This is a genomic window from Acinetobacter sp. ANC 3781 (genome assembly GCF_004331285.1).
In the GTDB taxonomy this organism is placed as follows: domain Bacteria; phylum Pseudomonadota; class Gammaproteobacteria; order Pseudomonadales; family Moraxellaceae; genus Acinetobacter.
Genome location: NZ_SJOH01000003.1, coordinates 1 through 19,676 on the forward strand (window position 1 = coordinate 1; position 19,676 = coordinate 19,676).

At 39.6% G+C, this 19,676-nt stretch carries 23 protein-coding genes, 1 rRNA gene and 1 pseudogene; 9 read left to right on the forward strand and 16 right to left on the reverse strand.

Annotated elements, in window-relative coordinates:
* The 5 genes from E0H89_RS02825 to ftsY form a co-directional block, all read right to left on the reverse strand.
* A 16S ribosomal RNA gene (locus E0H89_RS02825) occupies positions 1-122 on the reverse strand; the annotation flags it as partial.
* Positions 123-611: 489 nt separating this feature from the next.
* Positions 612-1,271, reverse strand: coding sequence for a DUF2057 domain-containing protein (locus tag E0H89_RS02830; protein ID WP_131214335.1), 660 nt, complete (start codon positions 1,269-1,271; stop codon positions 612-614).
* 208 nt (positions 1,272-1,479) lie between these two features.
* The gene (locus tag E0H89_RS02835; protein ID WP_131214336.1) at positions 1,480-2,073 is read right to left on the reverse strand and encodes a nitroreductase family protein; all 594 of its coding nucleotides are present in this window, start codon (positions 2,071-2,073) and stop codon (positions 1,480-1,482) included.
* A 198-nt stretch (positions 2,074-2,271) separates the two neighbouring features.
* Positions 2,272-2,958 carry a nitroreductase family protein gene (locus E0H89_RS02840; RefSeq protein ID WP_131214337.1) on the reverse strand — a complete coding sequence of 229 codons (687 nt, stop codon included), beginning with the start codon at positions 2,956-2,958 and terminating at the stop codon, positions 2,272-2,274.
* Positions 2,959-3,132: 174 nt separating this feature from the next.
* Entirely contained in the window at positions 3,133-4,236 is a 1,104-nt protein-coding gene (ftsY, locus tag E0H89_RS02845) for a signal recognition particle-docking protein FtsY (RefSeq protein ID WP_131214338.1), read from the reverse strand.
* A 223-nt stretch (positions 4,237-4,459) separates the two neighbouring features.
* Between ftsY and E0H89_RS02850 the strand changes: the two genes are divergently transcribed.
* Together E0H89_RS02850 and E0H89_RS02855 are read left to right on the forward strand one after the other, a co-directional pair.
* On the forward strand, positions 4,460-5,800 hold the full coding sequence (locus E0H89_RS02850) for a M16 family metallopeptidase (RefSeq protein ID WP_131214656.1): 1,341 nt from the start codon (positions 4,460-4,462) through the stop codon (positions 5,798-5,800).
* Positions 5,801-5,811: 11 nt separating this feature from the next.
* Complete coding sequence (locus E0H89_RS02855) at positions 5,812-7,395, forward strand: insulinase family protein (RefSeq protein WP_131214339.1); 1,584 nt, start codon at positions 5,812-5,814, stop codon at positions 7,393-7,395.
* Here E0H89_RS02855 and E0H89_RS02860 read toward each other — a convergent pair.
* Together E0H89_RS02860 and E0H89_RS02865 are read right to left on the reverse strand one after the other, a co-directional pair.
* Positions 7,322-7,642: a hypothetical protein gene (locus E0H89_RS02860; protein WP_131214340.1), complete on the reverse strand. Its 321-nt coding sequence runs from the start codon at positions 7,640-7,642 to the stop codon at positions 7,322-7,324. The two genes, E0H89_RS02855 and E0H89_RS02860, sit on opposite strands and share 74 nt — an antisense overlap.
* A gap of 106 nt (positions 7,643-7,748) precedes the next feature.
* Positions 7,749-8,108: a hypothetical protein gene (locus tag E0H89_RS02865; protein ID WP_131214341.1), complete on the reverse strand. Its 360-nt coding sequence runs from the start codon at positions 8,106-8,108 to the stop codon at positions 7,749-7,751.
* 225 nt (positions 8,109-8,333) lie between these two features.
* Here E0H89_RS02865 and E0H89_RS02870 point away from each other — a divergent pair, with 225 nt between their 5' ends.
* The 3 genes from E0H89_RS02870 to E0H89_RS02880 all read left to right on the forward strand — a co-directional run bounded on the left by E0H89_RS02870 (position 8,334) and on the right by E0H89_RS02880 (position 9,644).
* Complete coding sequence (locus E0H89_RS02870) at positions 8,334-8,567, forward strand: SEL1-like repeat protein (RefSeq protein WP_131214342.1); 234 nt, start codon at positions 8,334-8,336, stop codon at positions 8,565-8,567.
* Between the two features lie 138 nt (positions 8,568-8,705).
* The gene (locus E0H89_RS02875; protein WP_131214343.1) at positions 8,706-9,080 is read left to right on the forward strand and encodes a DUF2750 domain-containing protein; all 375 of its coding nucleotides are present in this window, start codon (positions 8,706-8,708) and stop codon (positions 9,078-9,080) included.
* 132 nt (positions 9,081-9,212) lie between these two features.
* Positions 9,213-9,644, forward strand: a complete 432-nt coding sequence (locus E0H89_RS02880) for a CBS domain-containing protein (protein ID WP_131214344.1) — start codon at positions 9,213-9,215, stop codon at positions 9,642-9,644.
* Positions 9,645-9,751: 107 nt separating this feature from the next.
* On the opposite strand, the pseudogene E0H89_RS02885 reads toward E0H89_RS02880, so the two are convergent.
* From E0H89_RS02885 to E0H89_RS02925, 9 genes and pseudogenes are all read right to left on the reverse strand, one after another.
* Positions 9,752-10,168: pseudogene (locus E0H89_RS02885) on the reverse strand (tryptophan synthase subunit beta); the annotation flags it as partial.
* A 17-nt stretch (positions 10,169-10,185) separates the two neighbouring features.
* Entirely contained in the window at positions 10,186-11,373 is a 1,188-nt protein-coding gene (locus E0H89_RS02890) for a vWA domain-containing protein (RefSeq protein ID WP_131214345.1), read from the reverse strand.
* A 13-nt stretch (positions 11,374-11,386) separates the two neighbouring features.
* On the reverse strand, positions 11,387-12,238 hold the full coding sequence (locus E0H89_RS02895; protein ID WP_131214346.1) for an AAA family ATPase: 852 nt from the start codon (positions 12,236-12,238) through the stop codon (positions 11,387-11,389).
* 21 nt (positions 12,239-12,259) lie between these two features.
* Positions 12,260-12,643 carry a hypothetical protein gene (locus tag E0H89_RS02900; protein ID WP_131214347.1) on the reverse strand — a complete coding sequence of 128 codons (384 nt, stop codon included), beginning with the start codon at positions 12,641-12,643 and terminating at the stop codon, positions 12,260-12,262.
* Between the two features lie 21 nt (positions 12,644-12,664).
* Complete coding sequence (locus E0H89_RS02905; protein ID WP_131214658.1) at positions 12,665-12,973, reverse strand: YcgL domain-containing protein; 309 nt, start codon at positions 12,971-12,973, stop codon at positions 12,665-12,667.
* Between the two features lie 128 nt (positions 12,974-13,101).
* Positions 13,102-14,244, reverse strand: a complete 1,143-nt coding sequence (locus tag E0H89_RS02910) for a ribonuclease D (protein ID WP_131214348.1) — start codon at positions 14,242-14,244, stop codon at positions 13,102-13,104.
* Between the two features lie 225 nt (positions 14,245-14,469).
* Positions 14,470-15,066, reverse strand: coding sequence for a recombination mediator RecR (gene recR / locus E0H89_RS02915; protein WP_131214349.1), 597 nt, complete (start codon positions 15,064-15,066; stop codon positions 14,470-14,472).
* 12 nt (positions 15,067-15,078) lie between these two features.
* Entirely contained in the window at positions 15,079-15,408 is a 330-nt protein-coding gene (locus E0H89_RS02920) for a YbaB/EbfC family nucleoid-associated protein (RefSeq protein WP_131214350.1), read from the reverse strand.
* Positions 15,409-15,453: 45 nt separating this feature from the next.
* Positions 15,454-16,641: an O-succinylhomoserine sulfhydrylase gene (locus E0H89_RS02925; protein ID WP_131214351.1), complete on the reverse strand. Its 1,188-nt coding sequence runs from the start codon at positions 16,639-16,641 to the stop codon at positions 15,454-15,456.
* Between the two features lie 136 nt (positions 16,642-16,777).
* Between E0H89_RS02925 and E0H89_RS02930 the strand changes: the two genes are divergently transcribed.
* The 4 genes from E0H89_RS02930 (at position 16,778) to E0H89_RS02945 (ending at position 19,549) form a co-directional block, all read left to right on the forward strand.
* Positions 16,778-17,869 (forward strand): alpha/beta fold hydrolase, encoded by a 1,092-nt coding sequence (locus E0H89_RS02930; RefSeq protein WP_131214660.1) that lies wholly within the window; start codon positions 16,778-16,780, stop codon positions 17,867-17,869.
* A gap of 10 nt (positions 17,870-17,879) precedes the next feature.
* Positions 17,880-18,752 (forward strand): NAD(P)-dependent oxidoreductase, encoded by an 873-nt coding sequence (locus E0H89_RS02935; protein ID WP_131214352.1) that lies wholly within the window; start codon positions 17,880-17,882, stop codon positions 18,750-18,752.
* 81 nt (positions 18,753-18,833) lie between these two features.
* Complete coding sequence (locus E0H89_RS02940) at positions 18,834-19,103, forward strand: YARHG domain-containing protein (protein ID WP_131214353.1); 270 nt, start codon at positions 18,834-18,836, stop codon at positions 19,101-19,103.
* Between the two features lie 32 nt (positions 19,104-19,135).
* Positions 19,136-19,549: an HIT family protein gene (locus E0H89_RS02945; RefSeq protein WP_131214354.1), complete on the forward strand. Its 414-nt coding sequence runs from the start codon at positions 19,136-19,138 to the stop codon at positions 19,547-19,549.
* Positions 19,550-19,676: the final 127 nt, after the last annotated feature.

Consider the following 19,676-nt stretch of genomic DNA (forward strand, 5'->3'; position numbering starts at 1 on the left):
CCTAAGCATTACTCACCCGTCCGCCGCTAGGTAATGTAGCAAGCTACATTTCCCCGCTCGACTTGCATGTGTTAAGCCTGCCGCCAGCGTTCAATCTGAGCCATGATCAAACTCTTCAGTTTAATATTGCTTAGTGCCTTAAAGGGCACCAATCTTGGCTCATCAATTTTCTGACAAATATTTCTCAAATAAACTTCGAGTAATTCTTACCATCAATCAATGAAAATAATTTCGATCAATCAACCAGTAAAAATCCACACAAGTTGTTCTTCATAATCTCTTAATGATCTATCTTGCTCTTCGTCAGAGACAAGTTTCAACGCAATAAAATAAACAACTTAACCAAATCAGCTCAGTTCGTTTGCTGTATCGCGTCGGGATGCTGCGTATTCTATACAGTTTCTCGAGGGGTGCAACCCCTATTTATCAAAATAACTTAAAAATAGAACCGACTGTTTATTTTTTAAACCAAAATGCAGTTTTTCTCACTTTTTAAATCTTTTTCTACCCATTCTCATCTAAAAAGGAGTAATTTCTAGCTCACAACTGTAGCTCTAAAAAGAAAAACTAGCATTAAGCTAGCTTTTCTTTTAAATGAATGAACCTATGCATTAGTTCGCTTGTTCAGCCAACCACCTCATAAATCTTTGACGTTCGGCTTTATTTGCATTTTTCCAAAGCTGAATCAGTTGTTGATCTGCTGTATTGCTAGAATTTAAATTAGCTAGTGAGGCAGCACCTGAAACAACTGCTGCCTGTGTATAAACTGGAGCTGGCTGATTGACTGGTGTTGATTTCTTTTGAGTTAAATCTGCGGCTTTTGCAAAGATACCCTTTCCTAACCAAGGTTTTTGTTCTGTATTTGCACCACTTTGTTGAACCAGCATTTGTTTATTTTTATTGAATAAAGCCACCACAGGTTGTTCAGCATATTTTTTTGCAGCTTCAAAACTGGTTGGTGCATTTACTAAATCTAATCGGTAATTTTCACCATCTGTTAAAAACGGCGTTTTTAAAGTCACCACACCCGACTTAACAATATCGTGTTCACCGTTTAAATGCTCAAAATACTGGGTGTAACGCACACTGATACTACTCTCGCCAGTATCGACTTTATATTGATTATTGTCCGAACGAAATAATCCTGTATTAACTTCCTGATCATTTACCGCAAGAATTTTAATTTCTTCAGGTGCTGTAATCGTGACTGCTGAAAATGCAGTACCACTGATTATCAATACAGCCGCAGCAAAAGTTAATCTAAAAGCCATTCTGCTTTCTCTTCTTTGATTGTTAAAATTCAGTTGCACTATGCAATGTATAAATGACGATTTTATGACAAAACTATTTTCAATATCCCGTATCTTCAAGACTTTGTTGAGATAAGCTTTTCAATTTCACAGATATGAAGTTAAGATTTTTTGTGGCATAAAAAAGAGCGTTCAATAACGCTCTTTTTGCCTTTAAGTAAAGAAATGCTTAGTTAAATGTCTTAAAGCGTAGCTTATCATCCATAAAGGTTTTCTCTCCGGCAGGTGCCTCAATTGAACCAAACACCAGCTGAGCACGTAATTTCCAGTTCTTAGGAATATCAAAAGTTTGGGCAACTTCTTCATCAATTACAGGATGATAGTGCTGTAATGAAGCCCCTATATGGTGTTCTGCCAATGCTGTCCATACCGCAAACTGTGCAATACCGGTGGAATGCTCTGACCATGCGGGGAAATGATCTGCATATAGTGCAAACTGCTCTTGCAACGACTTCACTACATCTTGATCTTCATAAAATAAAACGGTGCCATAACCTGCTGCAAAACTATTAATTTTTGTATCAGTTTTTTCAAAGGCGTCTTCTGGCACCATTTTACGGAGTGTTTCACGCACGATATTCCAAAACTTGGTATGTGATTCTCCATAAAGGGTAACAATACGTGAGGTTTGCGAATTAAAAGCAGATGGACTATTGCGTACCGCATCTTTAATAATTTCTTCGATTTTATCTTGTGCCAATGGAATATTTTTACCGATTGAGTAAATGCTGCGGCGTTGTTTCATTTGATCTAGAAATGACATGATTTAATTCCCTCTGATTTTTGTTAAACATTATTAGGATGAGTTTATCTTATGTTAATTCCATAATGAGTACATGACTAAAAAAGTGACATTGTGTTTTATTTATAGAACAATTTTATGAAATATTTCTGAATTTTATGCTGATGTAAAAAATATAAAAGCACCGATAGTAGGTGCTTTATTTGCTTATAGTATCGATTAGACCAGTATTCTAAATCGTTCGCCATCTTGTGGATGATGTTTAAAGTCAGCTTCCTGTTCAATTGAACCAAAAACCAGTTGTGCTCGAAGCAACCACGATGCGTCTATATTAAAATAGTCTGCAACTGCTGAATCTATACTCGGATTATAGTGCTGCAGGCAAGCTCCAATCCCCGAATCAGCCAAGGCCGTCCATACTGCATATTGCGCCATACCTGAAGTCTGTTCTGACCAAACTGGAAAATCACCCGCATTGAACGGGATTTTCTTTTGTAGTCGCTGAATGGTTTGCTGATCTTCATAAAAAAGTACCGTACCAAAACCTGCGGCACACTGCTCTATCTTCAATTCTGTACCGGCAAAAACATGCACTGCAACCAATTTGCGTTGTACTTCTTTAACAATGTCCCAAAACTTTTCATGAGACTCACCAAATAGCACCATAATTCGTGAACTTTGAGAATTTAAGGCCGATGGACAACTTCGTACCGCTTCCTGAATCAGTTCTGCCAAATAGGCTTGACTATAATGAACCTTCTTCCCAAGCACATAGATGCTGCGACGTTTTTTCAAATGATCAACAAAAGTTAATTGCTCTATTTCTTCAGCAGCTCTTTTTTTAAGCTTAAAATCTTTGGTGATATCTGACTTCAGGACATGCCCAATTTTTTCTAACAATGCCACAGCAGTACTCCCCAATAATACGAATGTCCAAGTTTTTAATATCTGTTGATGCTAATCGTTTCCAGAAGACTTCTTTGAATAATTTATTTTTAGATGTTGTTTTTTAAATCAAACAATTAGCTTAAAAACAACAAACTCCGCACTTGGCGGAGTTTATGTGAAACATCAAGCATTTTACTTTTCTGTTTCAAATAATGCTGCAACAAACGATTTTGCCGAGAATGGACGTAAATCGTCGATTTTTTCACCTACACCAATAAAACGAATCGGCACATGGGTACGACTGGCAATATTAAACAGCACACCACCCTTAGCCGTACCATCAAGTTTAGTAATGGTAAGTCCGGTTAGGCCAACAGCCTCATCAAACATTTCGACTTGACTAATCGCATTTTGACCTGTGCCGGCATCAACCACCAACATGATTTCATGCGGTGCAGTTGCATCAATTTTTTGCATTACGCGTTTAACTTTGGTGAGTTCTTGCATCAAGTGGCTTTTATTATGTAGACGCCCTGCAGTATCAGCAATAAGTACATCGATACCTTTAGCACGTGCACTTTCAAAGGCATCAAAAATGACCGAAGCACTATCTGCACCATGACCTTGCGATACCACTGCAATATTATTACGCTCACCCCAAATTTGAAGCTGTTCTGTCGCTGCAGCACGGAAAGTATCACCCGCTGCCAACATGACTTTCTTGCCTTCACCTTGTAATCGTTTTGCCAGTTTACCAATGGTCGTGGTTTTGCCAACACCATTGACACCCACCACTAAAATAACGAACGGCGCTTTATTTGGATCAATGTGTAAAGGCTTGACACGTGGAGCCAGAATCGCCACTAATTCTTCTTGCAAAGCTTTATACAATGAATGTGAATAGATCAAATCACCACGCGTAGTACGCTCGGTTAAATTCGCAATAATAGTTTTAGTCGCGTCAACACCGATATCTGCAACCAGTAGTTGCTCTTCCACTTCCTCTAATAATTCATCATCGATTTCTTTACCACCGATCAGAATATTCACCATGCCATCGGCAAGGTTTTTACGAGTTTTGGTTAAGCCGACTTTCATGCGGCTAAAAAAGCCACTCTTAGATGCATCATCTTGCTCAGTTTCTGTGGCTACAGGCGCAGAAACAGTTGTTTGTTCTTGTTTTGGAGTTTCAACAATAGGTACATTTACCGCAGGTAAATTCGGTAAAGTGACATCGTCATCCCCGATATCAGCATCAATCAAAAATTTATTTTGCCCATTAGATTGCTGTTGCATGCCGAATCCTTGAAAAGCATTGCGTTGAAAAACAAGGATTCTAGCATAGATTTCCTTTGCAATCCCCAGTAGACGTACAACACACCAAAAACGAACAACTTGACCTTGCTTTCAAAGCATAATTTCTTAAAAATAATCATAAATACAATTAATCACTTTGGTAAATCTTGTGCTGAAAAGTTATTACTCAATTTTCCCAAAGCGGTCTTTTCTAAAAAAACATATTTTATCCCTAAGCTTAGTTCTGCTTTCACTACAAAGTGGATGGCTTCATGCCGAGACCCGCAGTGAATTAGCGCGTACCACCTTTGAAACTACGCTTAAAAATGGCTTAAAAGTGATTATTCGTGAAGATCATCGCTCCCCCATGGTCATGACGCAAATTTGGTACGGCGTGGGAAGCAGCGATGAATCAGGGAATTTATTGGGAATTTCCCATGTTCTAGAACACATGATGTTTAAAGGAACCAATAAAGTTCCGAATGACGAGTTTACCCGTTTAAGTCGCATTTATGGTGGAAGCGTAAATGCCTCAACCTTTACCAATTACACCAACTATTATCAGCTTTATCCAAAAACCTATTTACCGATGGCTTTAGAGCTGGAAGCGGATCGTATGAGCAACCTGCTGTTACGGCAGCAAGACTATGATCCGGAAATTAAAGTAGTCATGGAAGAACGGCGCTTACGTACAGATGACAATCCCAGATCTCTCGCTTTCGAACGCTTCAAATGGATTGCTTATCCAACCAGTCATTACCGACAACCTGTCATTGGCTATATGAAGAATCTTCAAAATATTCAGCTTGAGGATGTGAAAAAATGGTATCGCGACTGGTATACCCCCAATAATGCAATATTGATTATTGTCGGTGATGTGGATTCTGAAAGCACTTTATTACAAGTACAAAAGTATTTTGGCGACATCCCGGGCAGAAAAATACCGCCAAGAAATGACGTATTGGAATTTGACCGAGTGGGTTATCGTCATATGGAACTCAGCCTACCAGTACAAGTACCGAATTTATATATGGCATGGAATGTCCGTTCACTGGTAACCGCCAAAAATCCGCAAGATGCTTATGCGCTGACGATTATTAAAAACCTGTTAGATAGTGGTATTTCCTCTCGACTGCAAGACCGATTGGTCCGCGACAAGAAAATTTTGACCGCAATCAGCGTTTCTTACGATCCTTATAGTCGCGGAGACAGCTTACTCAGTATTTCCGCATTGCCTGTGGAGGGTGTAAGTTTGCAAGAGGCTGAAAAAGCCATTCAAAGTGAAATTGATTTATTAAAGACTGAACTCATCAAACCCGAAGAAGTTGAACGGGTGACGGCTAGATTCGTGGCTAATCTAATCTACAGCCAAGACGATATTGCCGGACAAACCAAAATGATTGGCAACTTAGAAATCAATGGTTTAAGTTTTCGCTTAATGGATGAGCTTCCAAAGCATTTTGAAACCGTAAGCCCTCAAGATATTCAACGCGTGGCGAATATTTATTTTACCCGCGACAATCTCAGCACTTTATATCTTTCTCCCGAAAATAATGCACAATAACGGAATTTTACATGTTAAAGCTACACCCTATCGTTTTACTCGGCTCAATTATCTGTGCCCAATCAACAATTGCCGAGGTCAATTTAAATAACATGAACGATGATAATCCGAATTATTTAACCTCGATTCCCCTATTACAAAGCTTAAAAATTAATAATAAACAACTTCAATTTAATGCGCCTTACGTTCATGAACTAAAAAATCGCTATAAAGTTCGTAGCTTGTTTGTAGAGTCGAAAGCTTTACCTATAGTCGATATTCAGCTGACCTTTAATGCGGGTGCTGCACGGGATGAAGAGATCGCTCCAGGTTTGTATGGAGTTGCCAATATGGCAGCAAAGCTGATTGATGAAGGCACAGAAAAATATACTGCTAACGAAATTGCCAATGCTTTTGAACAAGTCGGTGCCCAATTTAGTGCCCAAGCTTATCGGGATATGTTCGTTATAAAACTAAGGGTGCTCTCAGATCCGAAAAAACTTGAGCCGGCATTAGGCATGATGATGGAAATTTTAAATCATTCCACTTTTAAAAAATCGAGTATTAATTTGGTGTTAAGTAATACTCAAGTTGGTCAAAAGCAGATTCAGGAAAGTCCGAGCCGGATGATGAATGTTCAGTTTTATCGTGCTTTGTATGGGAAACATCCCTACGCAGAACCGATTACCGGCACACAACGCAGCATCAGTAAAATCACTCCAGTACAACTGAAACAATTTAGTGATCAATTTCTGGTGGCACAAAATCTGAATATCGCCATTACCGGTCAGCTCAGCGCCAAAGAAGCCTTACAACTTTCTGAACGCATTGCAGGAAACCTAAAACAGGGGCAAAAAGCCAAGCCGCTGGCTCAACCACTCGACAAATCAAATTTTGATATTCGCCACCTTAATTTTAATTCTAGTCAAGCGCATGTGATTATGGGGCATTTGGGCACCACACGATTTGATCCAGATCGTTTAGCTTTAGAAGTTGCCAATCAAATGTTGGGTGGGAGCGGATTCAATTCCGTACTGATGAAAGAACTGCGGGTGAAACGTGGATACACTTATGGAGCTTATAGCTCATTTTCATTTAGCCAGGTTCCGGGCACTTTTAGTTTAAGTTACTCAACACGACAAGACCAACTACTCGACAGCATACAAGTTGCTCATCAAGCTTTGGTCAATTTTGTAAAGCAACCGATTGATCAAAAACAGCTGGAAGAAACCAAAGCAGGCATGTTACGAGCTTTTCCGAATAATTATAGTAGTAATGCCAATATTAATGCTCAGTTAGGCTCAATAGGTTTTTATAATCAGGCAGCTAGTTATCTAAATGATTATCCAAAATTATTAGAGAAAATTACCGCCCAAGATATCCAAGATGCAATCCGTAAGCATCTGCACCCCGAACGCTTGACCATCATTGTAGTCAATGAAAAACTCGATAAAGCAGCTCTGGAAGTAGCCCTTAATCAAAATCTGCTTCCAGATGTACCTAAGCTTTCAGCGCCTTCAATCGAACAGATTCCTAAAACAATTATTGTTCCGCCTGCAAAGGAGGTAATTGATGCGCCCGTTTCATTTCCAACTGATACGCCTGCATCAATTTAAAGTATTGAGCATAAGGAACCTGAGGCTGCTGCATCAGGTACAAAGCCATTTCTTGGGTATCAGGATAATTGGCTTGAGATGAAAGTTTCACAATATTTTCAAATTTTGAAACTGAAATTGGTCGGTGCAGGGCAACTAAAGCCAGCGTTAAAATAATGGCAATAATGGTAACAATGAGTACGTTATAAACATTTTCCAGCTTTATTTCAGATTTTAATTGAACAATTTTTTGTATAGCAATATGCATAACCTACCTCGAACTCAAGGTAGTGTAGGATGCGCTAAAAATAAGTACAAGCAGATTTGCTCAATTTCAAAGCACTTGTAGCAGAAATTGAGCAATCGTCAATTACTTATCCTATTACGTTTCTGATCACGGCAAAGTAAAGTACTAACGCAATAATCCCTAACACAAGCGCAATGGCAAAAACTCCGACCCCTCTTTCCGAATCAACTGGATGCAGTTCATCGTCATCCGCGACACGCTTTAACTCGCCATTATAAACATCATAAAATTCTTCACGCTGCTGAGGACTTAACTGGCGAGTAAAGTCGTAAACTCTTTTACGCTGAGCTAAACAAAAATCGCCTAAATGAATCTCCTGGTGAAAAACTGCTTCATCTAAATTTTTACGATGTTGATGAGCGAGTTCAACAATTTGAGTAGCTGTTGGAGGCAAATCAAAATTCAAACCATCTAATGTTTTTGTCATGTTATTCTCCTTATAGTTACGATTTTCCGTATATCCATATTAATAAAAAATCATTTTGTACATTGTTTAATCATGTAAACTTGAATTAACAGGAATGACCCACATATATTGTTTGACAATTAAGATGGATTGTAATATTACTTTAACAATAGCTAGTTAAATTAGTATCAAGACGAACTTAAAAGTCTTAGCTTTAGCAATCATAATTACAATAAGGAGTTTAATATGATTCAACAACTCTCTCACCAAGACTTAGAACATGCATATGCAGATGCAGTAAATACTATTCAATCACAAATGAATTTTGCAGATGCGGTTAAAAAATTGGAAGATGTCGCTCGTGCTGGGCATGGTAAAGCAGCATTGTTTCTGGCAGAACTTTATTATCAAGGTTTCCGTGTAGAACGAGACTCGCTAAAAGCCCAATATTGGCAGAATTTAGCCACTATGCAAGCTTAATAAAACGTCACCAAGGGGGCGTTTTTTAATGCCTATTGTTTTTAAATATATATTTCCTTACATAGTTTCTCAAAGCTTACACTGAACTTTAATCTAAATTTCCTACAATAGCACCTGAAGTCACTAGATGCTTTTGGTATGAATCGAATTAAATCTTTACACCCTGTTCCTAAAGACTTGTTTTTTAAAATCACAATTTTAAAGTCAATGATGTACTGTGGTGTACTCTGGGGTTTATATCACCAACAAGGTTGGGCAATGATGTCTGACCATGAAGACTATATTTTTCCATTTTGGCTGAACAGTGTTCAAGCACATAAGTATGCTGAATTACATTGGCCAGACTATACGCCGCGTAAAATCACCTCTCATGATTTTCAAGAATCATTGCTGCCGACATTAACGCGTTTAAAAGTCACTCCTGCATTATGTAATTCTTCAAGTCGAAAATTTAAATTGACCACTCAACAAATGCGTCATTTCTTTTTCTCTGAATCTTTGCAACCTGCTTAGGCAGTCGTGCAAACTGTTAGAGCGAAATAGAGAAAAATATAAAATTAAGTTTCTGACTTGAAAAGTATTTGCATTTTTCTCATTTCGCGCTAAGTTTAATGTCAAATAACAAACAATAAAGGATGACAGTAAATGACCAATGTAGCACAAGTTATTCAGGACAAAATTGAACAAACCATTTTTACGATCAGTCCGGAAGCAACTGTACTTGAAGCAATTTCACTTATGGCAGATAAAGGCATTGGTGCAGTTGTGGTCACTGACCAAGATAAAGTAGTCGGCATTCTTTCCGAGCGTGATTACACACGTAAGGTTATGTTGATGGAACGAACCTCTAAAGAAACTTCAGTCAGTGAAATTATGACTGCAAAAGTATTAACAGTTACCAAATCAACCAGTGTTGAAGATTGCTTGGGCCTCATGACAGATCGCCATTTACGTCATCTTCCTGTGGTTGAAAATGACAAACTTGTTGGCTTGATTTCTATTGGAGACCTGGTTAAAGCCGTCATGGATGATCAGCGTAAATTGATTGACCAGCTTCAACAATATATTGCCAGTTAATCTTTTAAAACTAATGAATGCCCATAAAAAAACCTCTCATTACGAGAGGTTTTTTATAACTCAATATACAGATTAAATTCTCTCTCAAAGGGAGAAGAAAATATCAACTAGTTTAAACCCAATTTTTCTGCAACATAATCTGAGTCTTTATCCCCACGACCGGATAAGTTCACGACAATTTTCACATCTTTGGTCATTTTTGGTGCTTCACGTATCGCCCATACCACCGCGTGTGAACTTTCTAGAGCAGGAACAATACCTTCTAAACATGACAATATCATAAAGGCATCCAGACATTCTTGATCTGTTGTAGTTGAGTATTCCACGCGTCCCAAGTCTTTCAAGAAGCTGTGCTGTGGACCTACACCCGGCTAATCCAGACCAGAAGCAATTGAATGGACCGGCAATGGCTCACCTTGTTCATCTTCAAGGAAATAACAGGCCATACCATGCAATTGACTCGGTTTGCCCAAAGTTAAAGTGGCTGAATGCATAGAAGTGTCCAGACCATGCCCTGCCGGCTCATTGAGTTTTATTATGCTTAACGAGCTAAATATTTTGTCATATCTTCCACGCCTTTCAAGGTCATTGGATACATATGGTTCTCAAAAATCTGCTTAACTTGACCAATGGTATGGGTGTAATGCCAATAACGGTCTTCTTCAGGATTGAGCCATGCGGTCTTTTCAAAATGTTGACGTAAGCGCTGCAACCAGACATTGCCCGCTTCATCGTTCATATATTCAACCGAACCACCGACCGAGCTTAGCTCATAAGGTGCCATACTGGCATCGCCCACCACAATGACCCGATAGTCCCGGCCATAGGTATTAAATAAATCCCAGGTGTTCATGCGTGTGTTAGTTCGGCGGATATTGTCCTTCCACACATAATCGTACAGACAATTATGGAAATAAAAATACTCTAAAGTCTTAAATTCTGTTTTGGCTGCGCTGAACAGTTTTTCACATTGCGCAATGTGTGAATCCATTGATCCGCCAACATCGAACAACATCAGAACTTTAATACGGTTACGTCGTTCTGGAACCAGTTGTACGTCTAAAATACCCTGCTTGGCCGTTTCACGAATGGTGCTATTAATATCTAGTTCTTCAGCAGCACCCTGACGGGCAAACTTACGTAAACGACGGAGTGCCATTTGCATTTGACGTGTACCTAAAATCTGTTCGTCATCGAGATTTTGGTATTTACGCTGTTCCCAGACTTTAACAGCAGAGCGTTTACGTCCCGGGCCGCCAATACGTACACCTTCAGGATGATCACCATAGGCACCGAATGGCGATATACCACCAGTACCAATCATCTTGTTGCCCCCCTGGTGCTTCTTGTGCTGTTCACGAAGACGCTCTTCCAGCATTTTCATCAGCTCTTCAAGGGAACCGGCTTTTTTCAGCTCTTCGCGTTGTTCTGGGGTGAGATGTTTTTCCAGCAGTTCCAGGTCGAACCAGTCTTTCGGCAGTTTATGGACTTGATTGAGCAAATCATCCAGATCAAACGTCGAGATGCCATCAAAGTAATCTTTCATGGCACGGTCAAACTTGTCAAAGAAACGCTCATCTTTGACCATGATGGTTTTTGCCAGTTGATAGAATTCGTCCTGATCTGCAAAAACCAGACCTGAAGCAACTGCTTCATTCAGATCAATCAGTTCACGTGTTGAAACGGGTACGCCGTAACGTCGCAAAGTATAAAACAATCGCACAAACATGCGTGTTTCTCCCTTAACGGCGTGACATAAAGGCTAAACGTTCAAGCAATTGCACATCTTGCTCGTTTTTAATCAGCGCACCATAAAGTGGTGGAATCGCTTTCGATTTATCATGATTACGCAGAACATCTTCAGGCATGTCATCTGCCATCAACAAGCTTAACCAGTCAATCAGTTCAGACGTTGACGGCGGTTTCTTTAATCCCGGAATTTGGCGCAGCTTGAAGAATACTTGCAATGCTTCATTAACTAAAGCCGTAGAGACTTGCGGAAAATGCACATCAATAATTTCACGCATGGTCGCTTCATCAGGAAATTCAATATAATGGAAGAAACAACGGCGCAAGAATGCATCCGGCAACTCCTTCTCATTGTTTGAAGTAATAATTACGATTGGACGTTGTGTCGCGGTAATCGTTTCCCCTGTTTCATAAACAAAGAACGACATTTTATCCAGTTCATGCAATAAATCGTTTGGAAACTCGATGTCTGCCTTGTCAATTTCATCAATTAACAATACACAGCGCTCTTCACTGGTGAATGCTTCCCACAATTTTCCAGGTTTAATATAGTTTTTAATATCATAAACACGATCATCGCCCAGTTGGCTATCACGCAAGCGTGAGACTGCATCGTATTCATATAATCCTTGCTGGGCTTTGGTGGTGGATTTAATGTGCCAGGTAAGCAATTTTAAACCCAAACTTTCAGCGACCTGTTCTGCAAGTAAAGTTTTACCTGTGCCCGGCTCACCTTTAACCAAAAGCGGTTTTTGCAGTGCGCGTGCAGCTTTTACAGCAAGTTTTAAACTATCAGTCGCAATGTACTGAGCTGTACCAGAAAATTGTTGAGTATCCACAGACATAATTTAACCTTATTGTTTTACTTAAAGCGGTGAACTATTTTTGTTGACTACAAATTTTGCTTTGTTGGCGGTGTATCTTGACCATAAATAGCCAACCACCAGACCCAGTCCCACAACAAATAAGATAAGGGAAGCATTTGACCAGACCAAAGCAGTTTCTTTGGTTAAAACGCCAAATAACAGCCCAAAAATTGCCGGGGCGATGGAAGCATTATTCCCTTCAGACACCGTAGGCGTAAGTAAAATCGCAAATCCAACGATCCATGTGATTCCACCCAAAGGTTGAGGTAAACGTTTTGCAATCGCATACCAAGCCCAAAGAATAATAATACTTCCCAATACATAAACCGTGACAGCGATGCTGTCTTCAGGAATTGAATCTAGTAGTGAAAGAAAACTATTCATCGTGCAACTCCTGAATCGACTTTAGGCACCACGTAACCCTTCTGGGGCAGCTTGATTAGGATTGATCAGACCTTCTGGCGGCACTTGAATAAAAAAGCCTTTGGTTTTAATTGAATCAATCACATGCAACACATTTACACGTGCCAATTTACGGTTCTCAGAGAGCTCTAAATCCATCACAAAGGTCGCACGACCGAATGCAACACGCATCGGTTCAGGCAATACCTCAAGCGGACTTGCTGCTTCAGCTTCGTTTTCAGTTGGCTCAGGACGGGCAATGTAAAGATACATTTCATCTTTTTTGCTAGATTTGAAAATTGAACAATGCATAGTTGAAACAGTACTCATAAAACTTGGCTTAAGCATACAGCAAAAAAAAGACCGATACATTAGTGATTATTAACGCATCAGTCTTGATTTTGTATAAACGATAATTCTTTAATCAATCTGTTTGAAAATTATTCTGTCACCTTCATTTGGGTAGATAGATATTGCTCGTCAGCATGCAGAACATCAATTAATGGCTTGGTTAACAGATCATAACGCCAACCCAAAAGATAGGCAGGCAAATCCTGTTCGTCATTATGAAAAACGACATGTTGATACAGTGCATTCAGCCATTTTTTACGCATCAGTACTTCTTTCGGTACGGTGGTTTCTTCTACTACAGTTTCAATGACTTTATCGACCTTTTCACCAATATCTTTGGATGAATGACGAATTGGACGTGCCATGCGAAGTGGCCATTCCGCCTGCTCAGGCAAGAATTTCAATAAATCCAGAATGGTCTTCCCGTGATCACGCACAATATTCTGACGAATATCTTTAATTCCTGATAACTGAAAATGATTACGTGGATTCTTTTCCACCAAATCAATCATGGTTGAATTCTTCAAAATAAAGCTACGCGGATAATTTAACGCTTTGACCATCTGTTCACGCCACACCGCCAGTTGCTGTAACTGCATCAGTTGACGGCGTGAGTGTCGATAATTGCCTACATCATGGTAAAGCAAATCTAATGGGGTTTCTTGCCCAATTTCATGGGTCAGATGACGGCAATCTTCGAGTGCAAACTCAAGTAAATTTTTCTCAGTTAATTTATGCTGAATTTTATTGGATAAATTCATTAAATAAAGTACATCATTGGCGGCATACGTCAACTGCTCCGGACTAAGCGGGCGCGCTAGCCAATCAGATCGCGTCTGATCTTTGTCAATATCGACATCAAGCATTTGTTTCAACGCATTTTGATAACTGACTTGAAGTCCATGCCCAAGAAAAGACAAGCCCACTTGGGTATCAAAAACATTGCTTAGGCTTTTTTGCTGTGCATAGTGGTAAATTAAATCAATATCTTCACTACAGGCATGGAAGACATTTTGCTGTGCTTGAAATAATTTTTCCCAAAATGCAGACAAATCCAAACTTGTCCCATCGAGCAAAAAGATTTGACCTGCAACATTAATTTGAAATACCCCTAATTTAGGCCACAGGGTATCGACTTTGATAAATTCTGTGTCTAATCCATAAATGGAGGTCTGACTCATCAAATGTAAAATATTTTCTAAGTCTTTTTGTTGCTGAATGAAGTGAAACATATTACCGAGTCTAAAAGCAGATTCTTTTAAAAAGTATATTAACCGATATATAACATTTAGATATAACAAAATTTGCGTTTATAAAATATATTGCTTTAATTTAGGTGTTTCTTTTAAATAACAATCTTTTTTTATATGTTTTTTATATAAGTTTAGATTTCAATCAAGCAAACGTGACTAAAGTCTCGGTTTACTCCTTAAATGATAAAATAAGCACCTAAGTACTTATTTCATCCGCATACGATTATGGACCGCCTGACTTAAGGTATGGCTATCTACATATTCAAGCTCACCCCCTTGCGGAACACCTTGAGCAATCCGGGTCATTTGTACAGGCAAATGTTTGGTGGCTTCTACCAAATAATGCGCAGTCGCCTGACCTTCCACGGTTGCATTGGTTGCCAGTATCACTTCAGAAACATTGCCTTTGCTCAAGCGCTGAATTAAATACGGAATTCCAATTTCTTCCGGACCGATCCCATCCAGCGGCGACAAATGCCCACCCAGTACATGGTACTTACCACGAAAACTGCCGCTTTGCTCAATCGCCATGACATCTGCAGGCGATTCCACTACACATAACAGCTGATCATCGCGCTCATTGGACAAGCAAATATCACAGACTTCATTTTCAGTCAGTGAATGACAAATGCTACATTCATGAATATAAGTGGTTGCTTCGTTTAACGCATGTGCCAAGCCGACTGCACCTTCCCTATTTTTCATGATGAGGTGCAATGCCATGCGCTGAGCCGATTTCGGCCCAACACTTGGCAAAATGCGTAATGCTTGTACCAGCTGATCAAATCGATCACTAAACACTAAATGTATTCCTTAGAATAAGCCAGCAAGGCCAGGTGGCAAGCCCATACCCGAGTTAGCCGCTTTCATGCGTTCTTCAGAAACCGCTTCAGCCTGACGTGCAGCATCATTCATTGCAGCCGCAATCAGGTCTTCAATCATATCTGCATCATCTTGCAAAAGCTCAGGACTGATTTCGATACGTTTTACCACGTTACGGCAAGTCATGGTGACTTTCACCAAACCGCCGCCTGATTCAGCATGAACTTCAGTTTGAGCAAGCTCTTCTTTAGCCTTTTTCACATTGTTTTCAACATCTTTCTGCATGCGCTGTGCTTGCTGCATCAACATATTAATGTTCATAAAATTCTCCGAACAATCAATTTCTAAATTAATATCTATAAAAAATTAGATTAAATCTAAACCACGACTAATGTCGCGAATAATATCATCAATATCTTCTAAACCAACAGATACGCGAATTAAACCCTCACGAATACCGGCAGCTTCTTTCGCTTCTGCTGAGAGTTTACCGTGAGTTGTGGTGGCTGGGTGAGTAATTGTCGATTTCGCATCACCTAAATTACCGGTAATCGAAATAAACTGGGTGTTGTCGATAACTTTCCAAGCCCCTTCACGACCACCTTTTACTTCAAACGAAACAATACCGCTAAAACCTGTTTGCTGTTTGGCTGCAAGATCATGACCAACATGTGAAGGTAAACCGGCATAATACACTTTTTCAACTTTTTCGTGGTTATTCAAGAATTCAGCCAGTTTTTGTGCATTTGCAGAATGTTCACGCATACGTAAACGTAAAGTTTCCAAGCCTTTCAAGAACACCCAAGCATTAAATGGACTCATTGATGGACCGGTGGTACGCACATAACCAAATACTTCTTCAAGCAGCTGATGATTACCCACCACAGCACCGCCAAGTGCACGACCTTGACCATCGAGATATTTAGTCGCTGAATAAACCACCAAGTCCGCACCAAATTTAATCGGTTGTTGCAATACTGGCGTACAGAAGCTGTTATCAATTGCAAGTAATGCACCATTCGCATGGGCAATATCTGCCAAGGCTTGAACATCGGCAACTTCAGCAAGCGGGTTGGATGGAGATTCGACAAACAATAATTTAGTTTCAGGTTTGATGGCATTTTTCCATGCTTGCAAATCTGTCAAATCAACAAAATCAACACTTACACCAAATTTAACCACATATTTTTCGAACAAAGATACAGTCGAACCAAATACTGCACGTGAACAGATCACATGATCGCCCATTTTCAAATATGACATTGCAACAGCCATAATTGCTGCCATACCCGAACTGGTTGCTACAGCACGTTCAGCACCTTCCAAGGCAGCTAAACGTTTTTCGAACATCGCTACAGTCGGATTGGTAAAACGCGAATAAATATTTCCCGGTTCCTGACCTGAAAATTTAGCGGCTGCTTCTGCTGCATCTTCATATACAAATGAAGAGGTCAGGAAAATTGGCTCGCCGTGCTCACCTTCAAAACTACGTGTATGACCTGTACGAATGGCTAAAGTATCTAATTGGTATTCAATGTCGTCTTGTTGGCTCATCTTCTCTACCTAGTCCTGGACTGCCGTTGCTAATAATTGCCAACATTTTGAGCGCCTATAGCATTTAAGGTCAAGGTATAATGCATAAATATCGCCTACACTTCGATCAATCCACCTAATGTTAGTAACCTCAGCAATGATTCAAGTTAAAAATAGAATTGCCAAACATAAAAGCAAACTCAAAAATCTGTCAACAAGTTTGTTCAATTCAAAATCGCTGGTTTTATCGCAAACTACACCCTATGAAATCATTGCAGAATATAAACACACTCGCCTACGTTATTACGCTTCACCAGATAAACAATATAAAGAACCGTTAGTCTTTGTGGCCCCGCTTGCAATTAACATGGCAATTTATGACTTATACCCTTATCGCTCATTGGTAAAGCACTTTCAGCATAGTGGTTTTGATGTCTATTTAATCGAATGGGGTCAATATAACTATAAAGATCGCTCACTCAATTTTATGTCATTTATTGACGATGCCATTCCTCATTGCATTACACAAATTCGTCAGCATTCTAGCAGCGATGAAATTTCCCTGCATGGCTGGAGTATGGCGGGTGTATTTGTGATGCTGTATACCGCATTACAACAACCAAATTTTGTCAAAAACCTGATTGTACTGGGTAGTCCGGTGGACAGTTATGCTTCCGGCCGTATTGGTAAACTATTTCAAAAGACCAATCAACTCATTGCTAAAAACAAAGTGCTACAAAACAAGATCTATTCTGAAACTTTACCCAAATCTCTGCTCCATACTCCGGGATTCCTGAATGCTTTCGGTTTTAAAATTATTGATCCTATAGGATGGGTACAAAGCCAAAAGCAGTTTTTAGCGAACCTTGATAACCCGCAAGCTTTATACGAACATGCCACTATGGGACATTTCCTGAACCGTATGATGGATTATCCTGGCGGGATCAATCAGGATATGATTTTTAATGTCTGGCTACAAAATCCGCTAAAAAATGGCGTTATACAATTGCAAGATAAGAATATCGAATTAAACAATATTGAGTGCTCCGTACTGGTGGGTGCGGGTCGTAGCGACCAAATCGTATCTGTAGAGGCGGTTAAGCCTTTAATTGAATTGACAAATAGCCAGGATGTCACGTTTACTCTTATTCCGGGTGGTCATTTAGGGTTGATGTCGAGTCAATCTAGTGCCAATGAATTCTGGCCATTTATGACCAACTGGCTAAAACACAGATCAAGTAAAATATAAAGGACATATCATGATTCAGTCAGTTGCATTTATCGGCTTAGGTGCTATGGGTTACCGTATGGCAGCACATTTACCTCAACATTTCGACACGGTCTATGTATGGAATCGTAATTTCGAAAAAGCCAACCAGCATGCAACTGAATTTGGCACTCAGGCTGTTGAACTTGAACAGGCAGTTCAGGCAGACATCATTTTTTCCTGCTTACCGACCAGCAATGAAGTGGAAGAACTTATTGCAACGGTACAGATTAAATCCGGTGCTGTATGGGTAGATTGCACCAGTGGTGTTCCTGAATCTGCAAAAAATCTGGCAAAGCTGCTTAAAACACAAAATGTCGATTTCCTTGATGCACCAGTCAGTGGTCAGACCATTGGTGCAGAAAATGCGACCTTAACGGTAATGATTGGCGGAGAAGCGAGTGCTTTCGAACAAGCTCTGCCTGCAATACAGGCCTTTGGTAAACTGATCAAACATGTCGGTGGCCCGGGTGCAGGATTTGCGGTTAAAGCCGTTAACAATATGTTATTGGCTGTAAATCTATGTTCAGTGGCAGAAGGTTTTACTGCGCTCAAAGCACATGGTGTAAACTTGAATGAAGCACTGGATTGTATTAATGCATCCAGTGGTAAAAGCGGTGTAACCAAAACTGTTTTACCACAGCGTATTTTAAATCGTAGTTTCCCTCTAACCTTTGCCCTACCATTGCTAGCCAAAGATACCGGTATTGCTTTAGACTTGATTCGTGAGGCTAAACTTTCTGCACCCGTGATTGCGCTTACTCAAAGCTTAATTCAAGCATCTAGTGATTTAGCAGAAAAAGACAGTGACTTTTCAAGCGCTGTAAAAATGTATGAATCATGGAGTAAAATTACACTTGAGTAATAACTCGCCATTGAATAATGATAACGAAACCTAATATTGTGATTATGTGTTATACACAATGTTCTTACAGAGGAAACTCTCATGACTAAGTTAAGTATTGCAATTTTTGCCAGTGTTGCAACTTTTATTGGGGCTAATGCTTTTGCAGCTACGCCAGAGCAAGAATGTCAAAAATTAAAGAATGACCATGATGTCATTTATGCATCTAAAGGTTTTTGCTTCAAAGACCCTGACGCCAAGGCGAAGTTTGGCAATGATAATTGCTATACAACTAAACCAAAATTTTCAGATAAAGAGCAACAACGACTTGACGCCATTAAAGATCGTCAGAAAGAATTGAACTGTAAATAATTACAGTACCCAATCACTTTCAAGGATTAGCCATGCTTTACGATGATCAAAATATTTTTGCACGAATTATCCGCAACGAAATTCCTGCAATTAAAGTGTATGAAGATGATCAAGTCCTCGCCTTTATGGACATCATGCCACAAGCTGAAGGTCATACATTGGTGATTCCTAAAACACCAGCGATCACATTGCTTGACCTTCCTCCTGAAGCGGCAGCTTATACTATTCAAATTGTGCAAAAGGTTGCACAAGCGATGGAAAGAGCCCTTGAGGTCAAAGGTATTGTACTGATGCAACTTTCAGGTGCCTCCGCAGGTCAAACTGTTCCACATGTACATTTCCACCTTATTCCAAGCTCGGTTCATGAATTAGGGAAACATGCTTTACATATGGGTGATCAAGAAAAAATCCACGCATTGGCTGAAAGAATTAAAGCTGCGCTTTGATTTAAAATGAATTCAAAAAAATGGAGCCTTGGCTCCATTTTTTTTATAAATACAGAATAAAAAACAAATATTTAGTTTAAAGATCAACTTAAATACGTCATCAAACTGTCATTTATCATTCACTTTT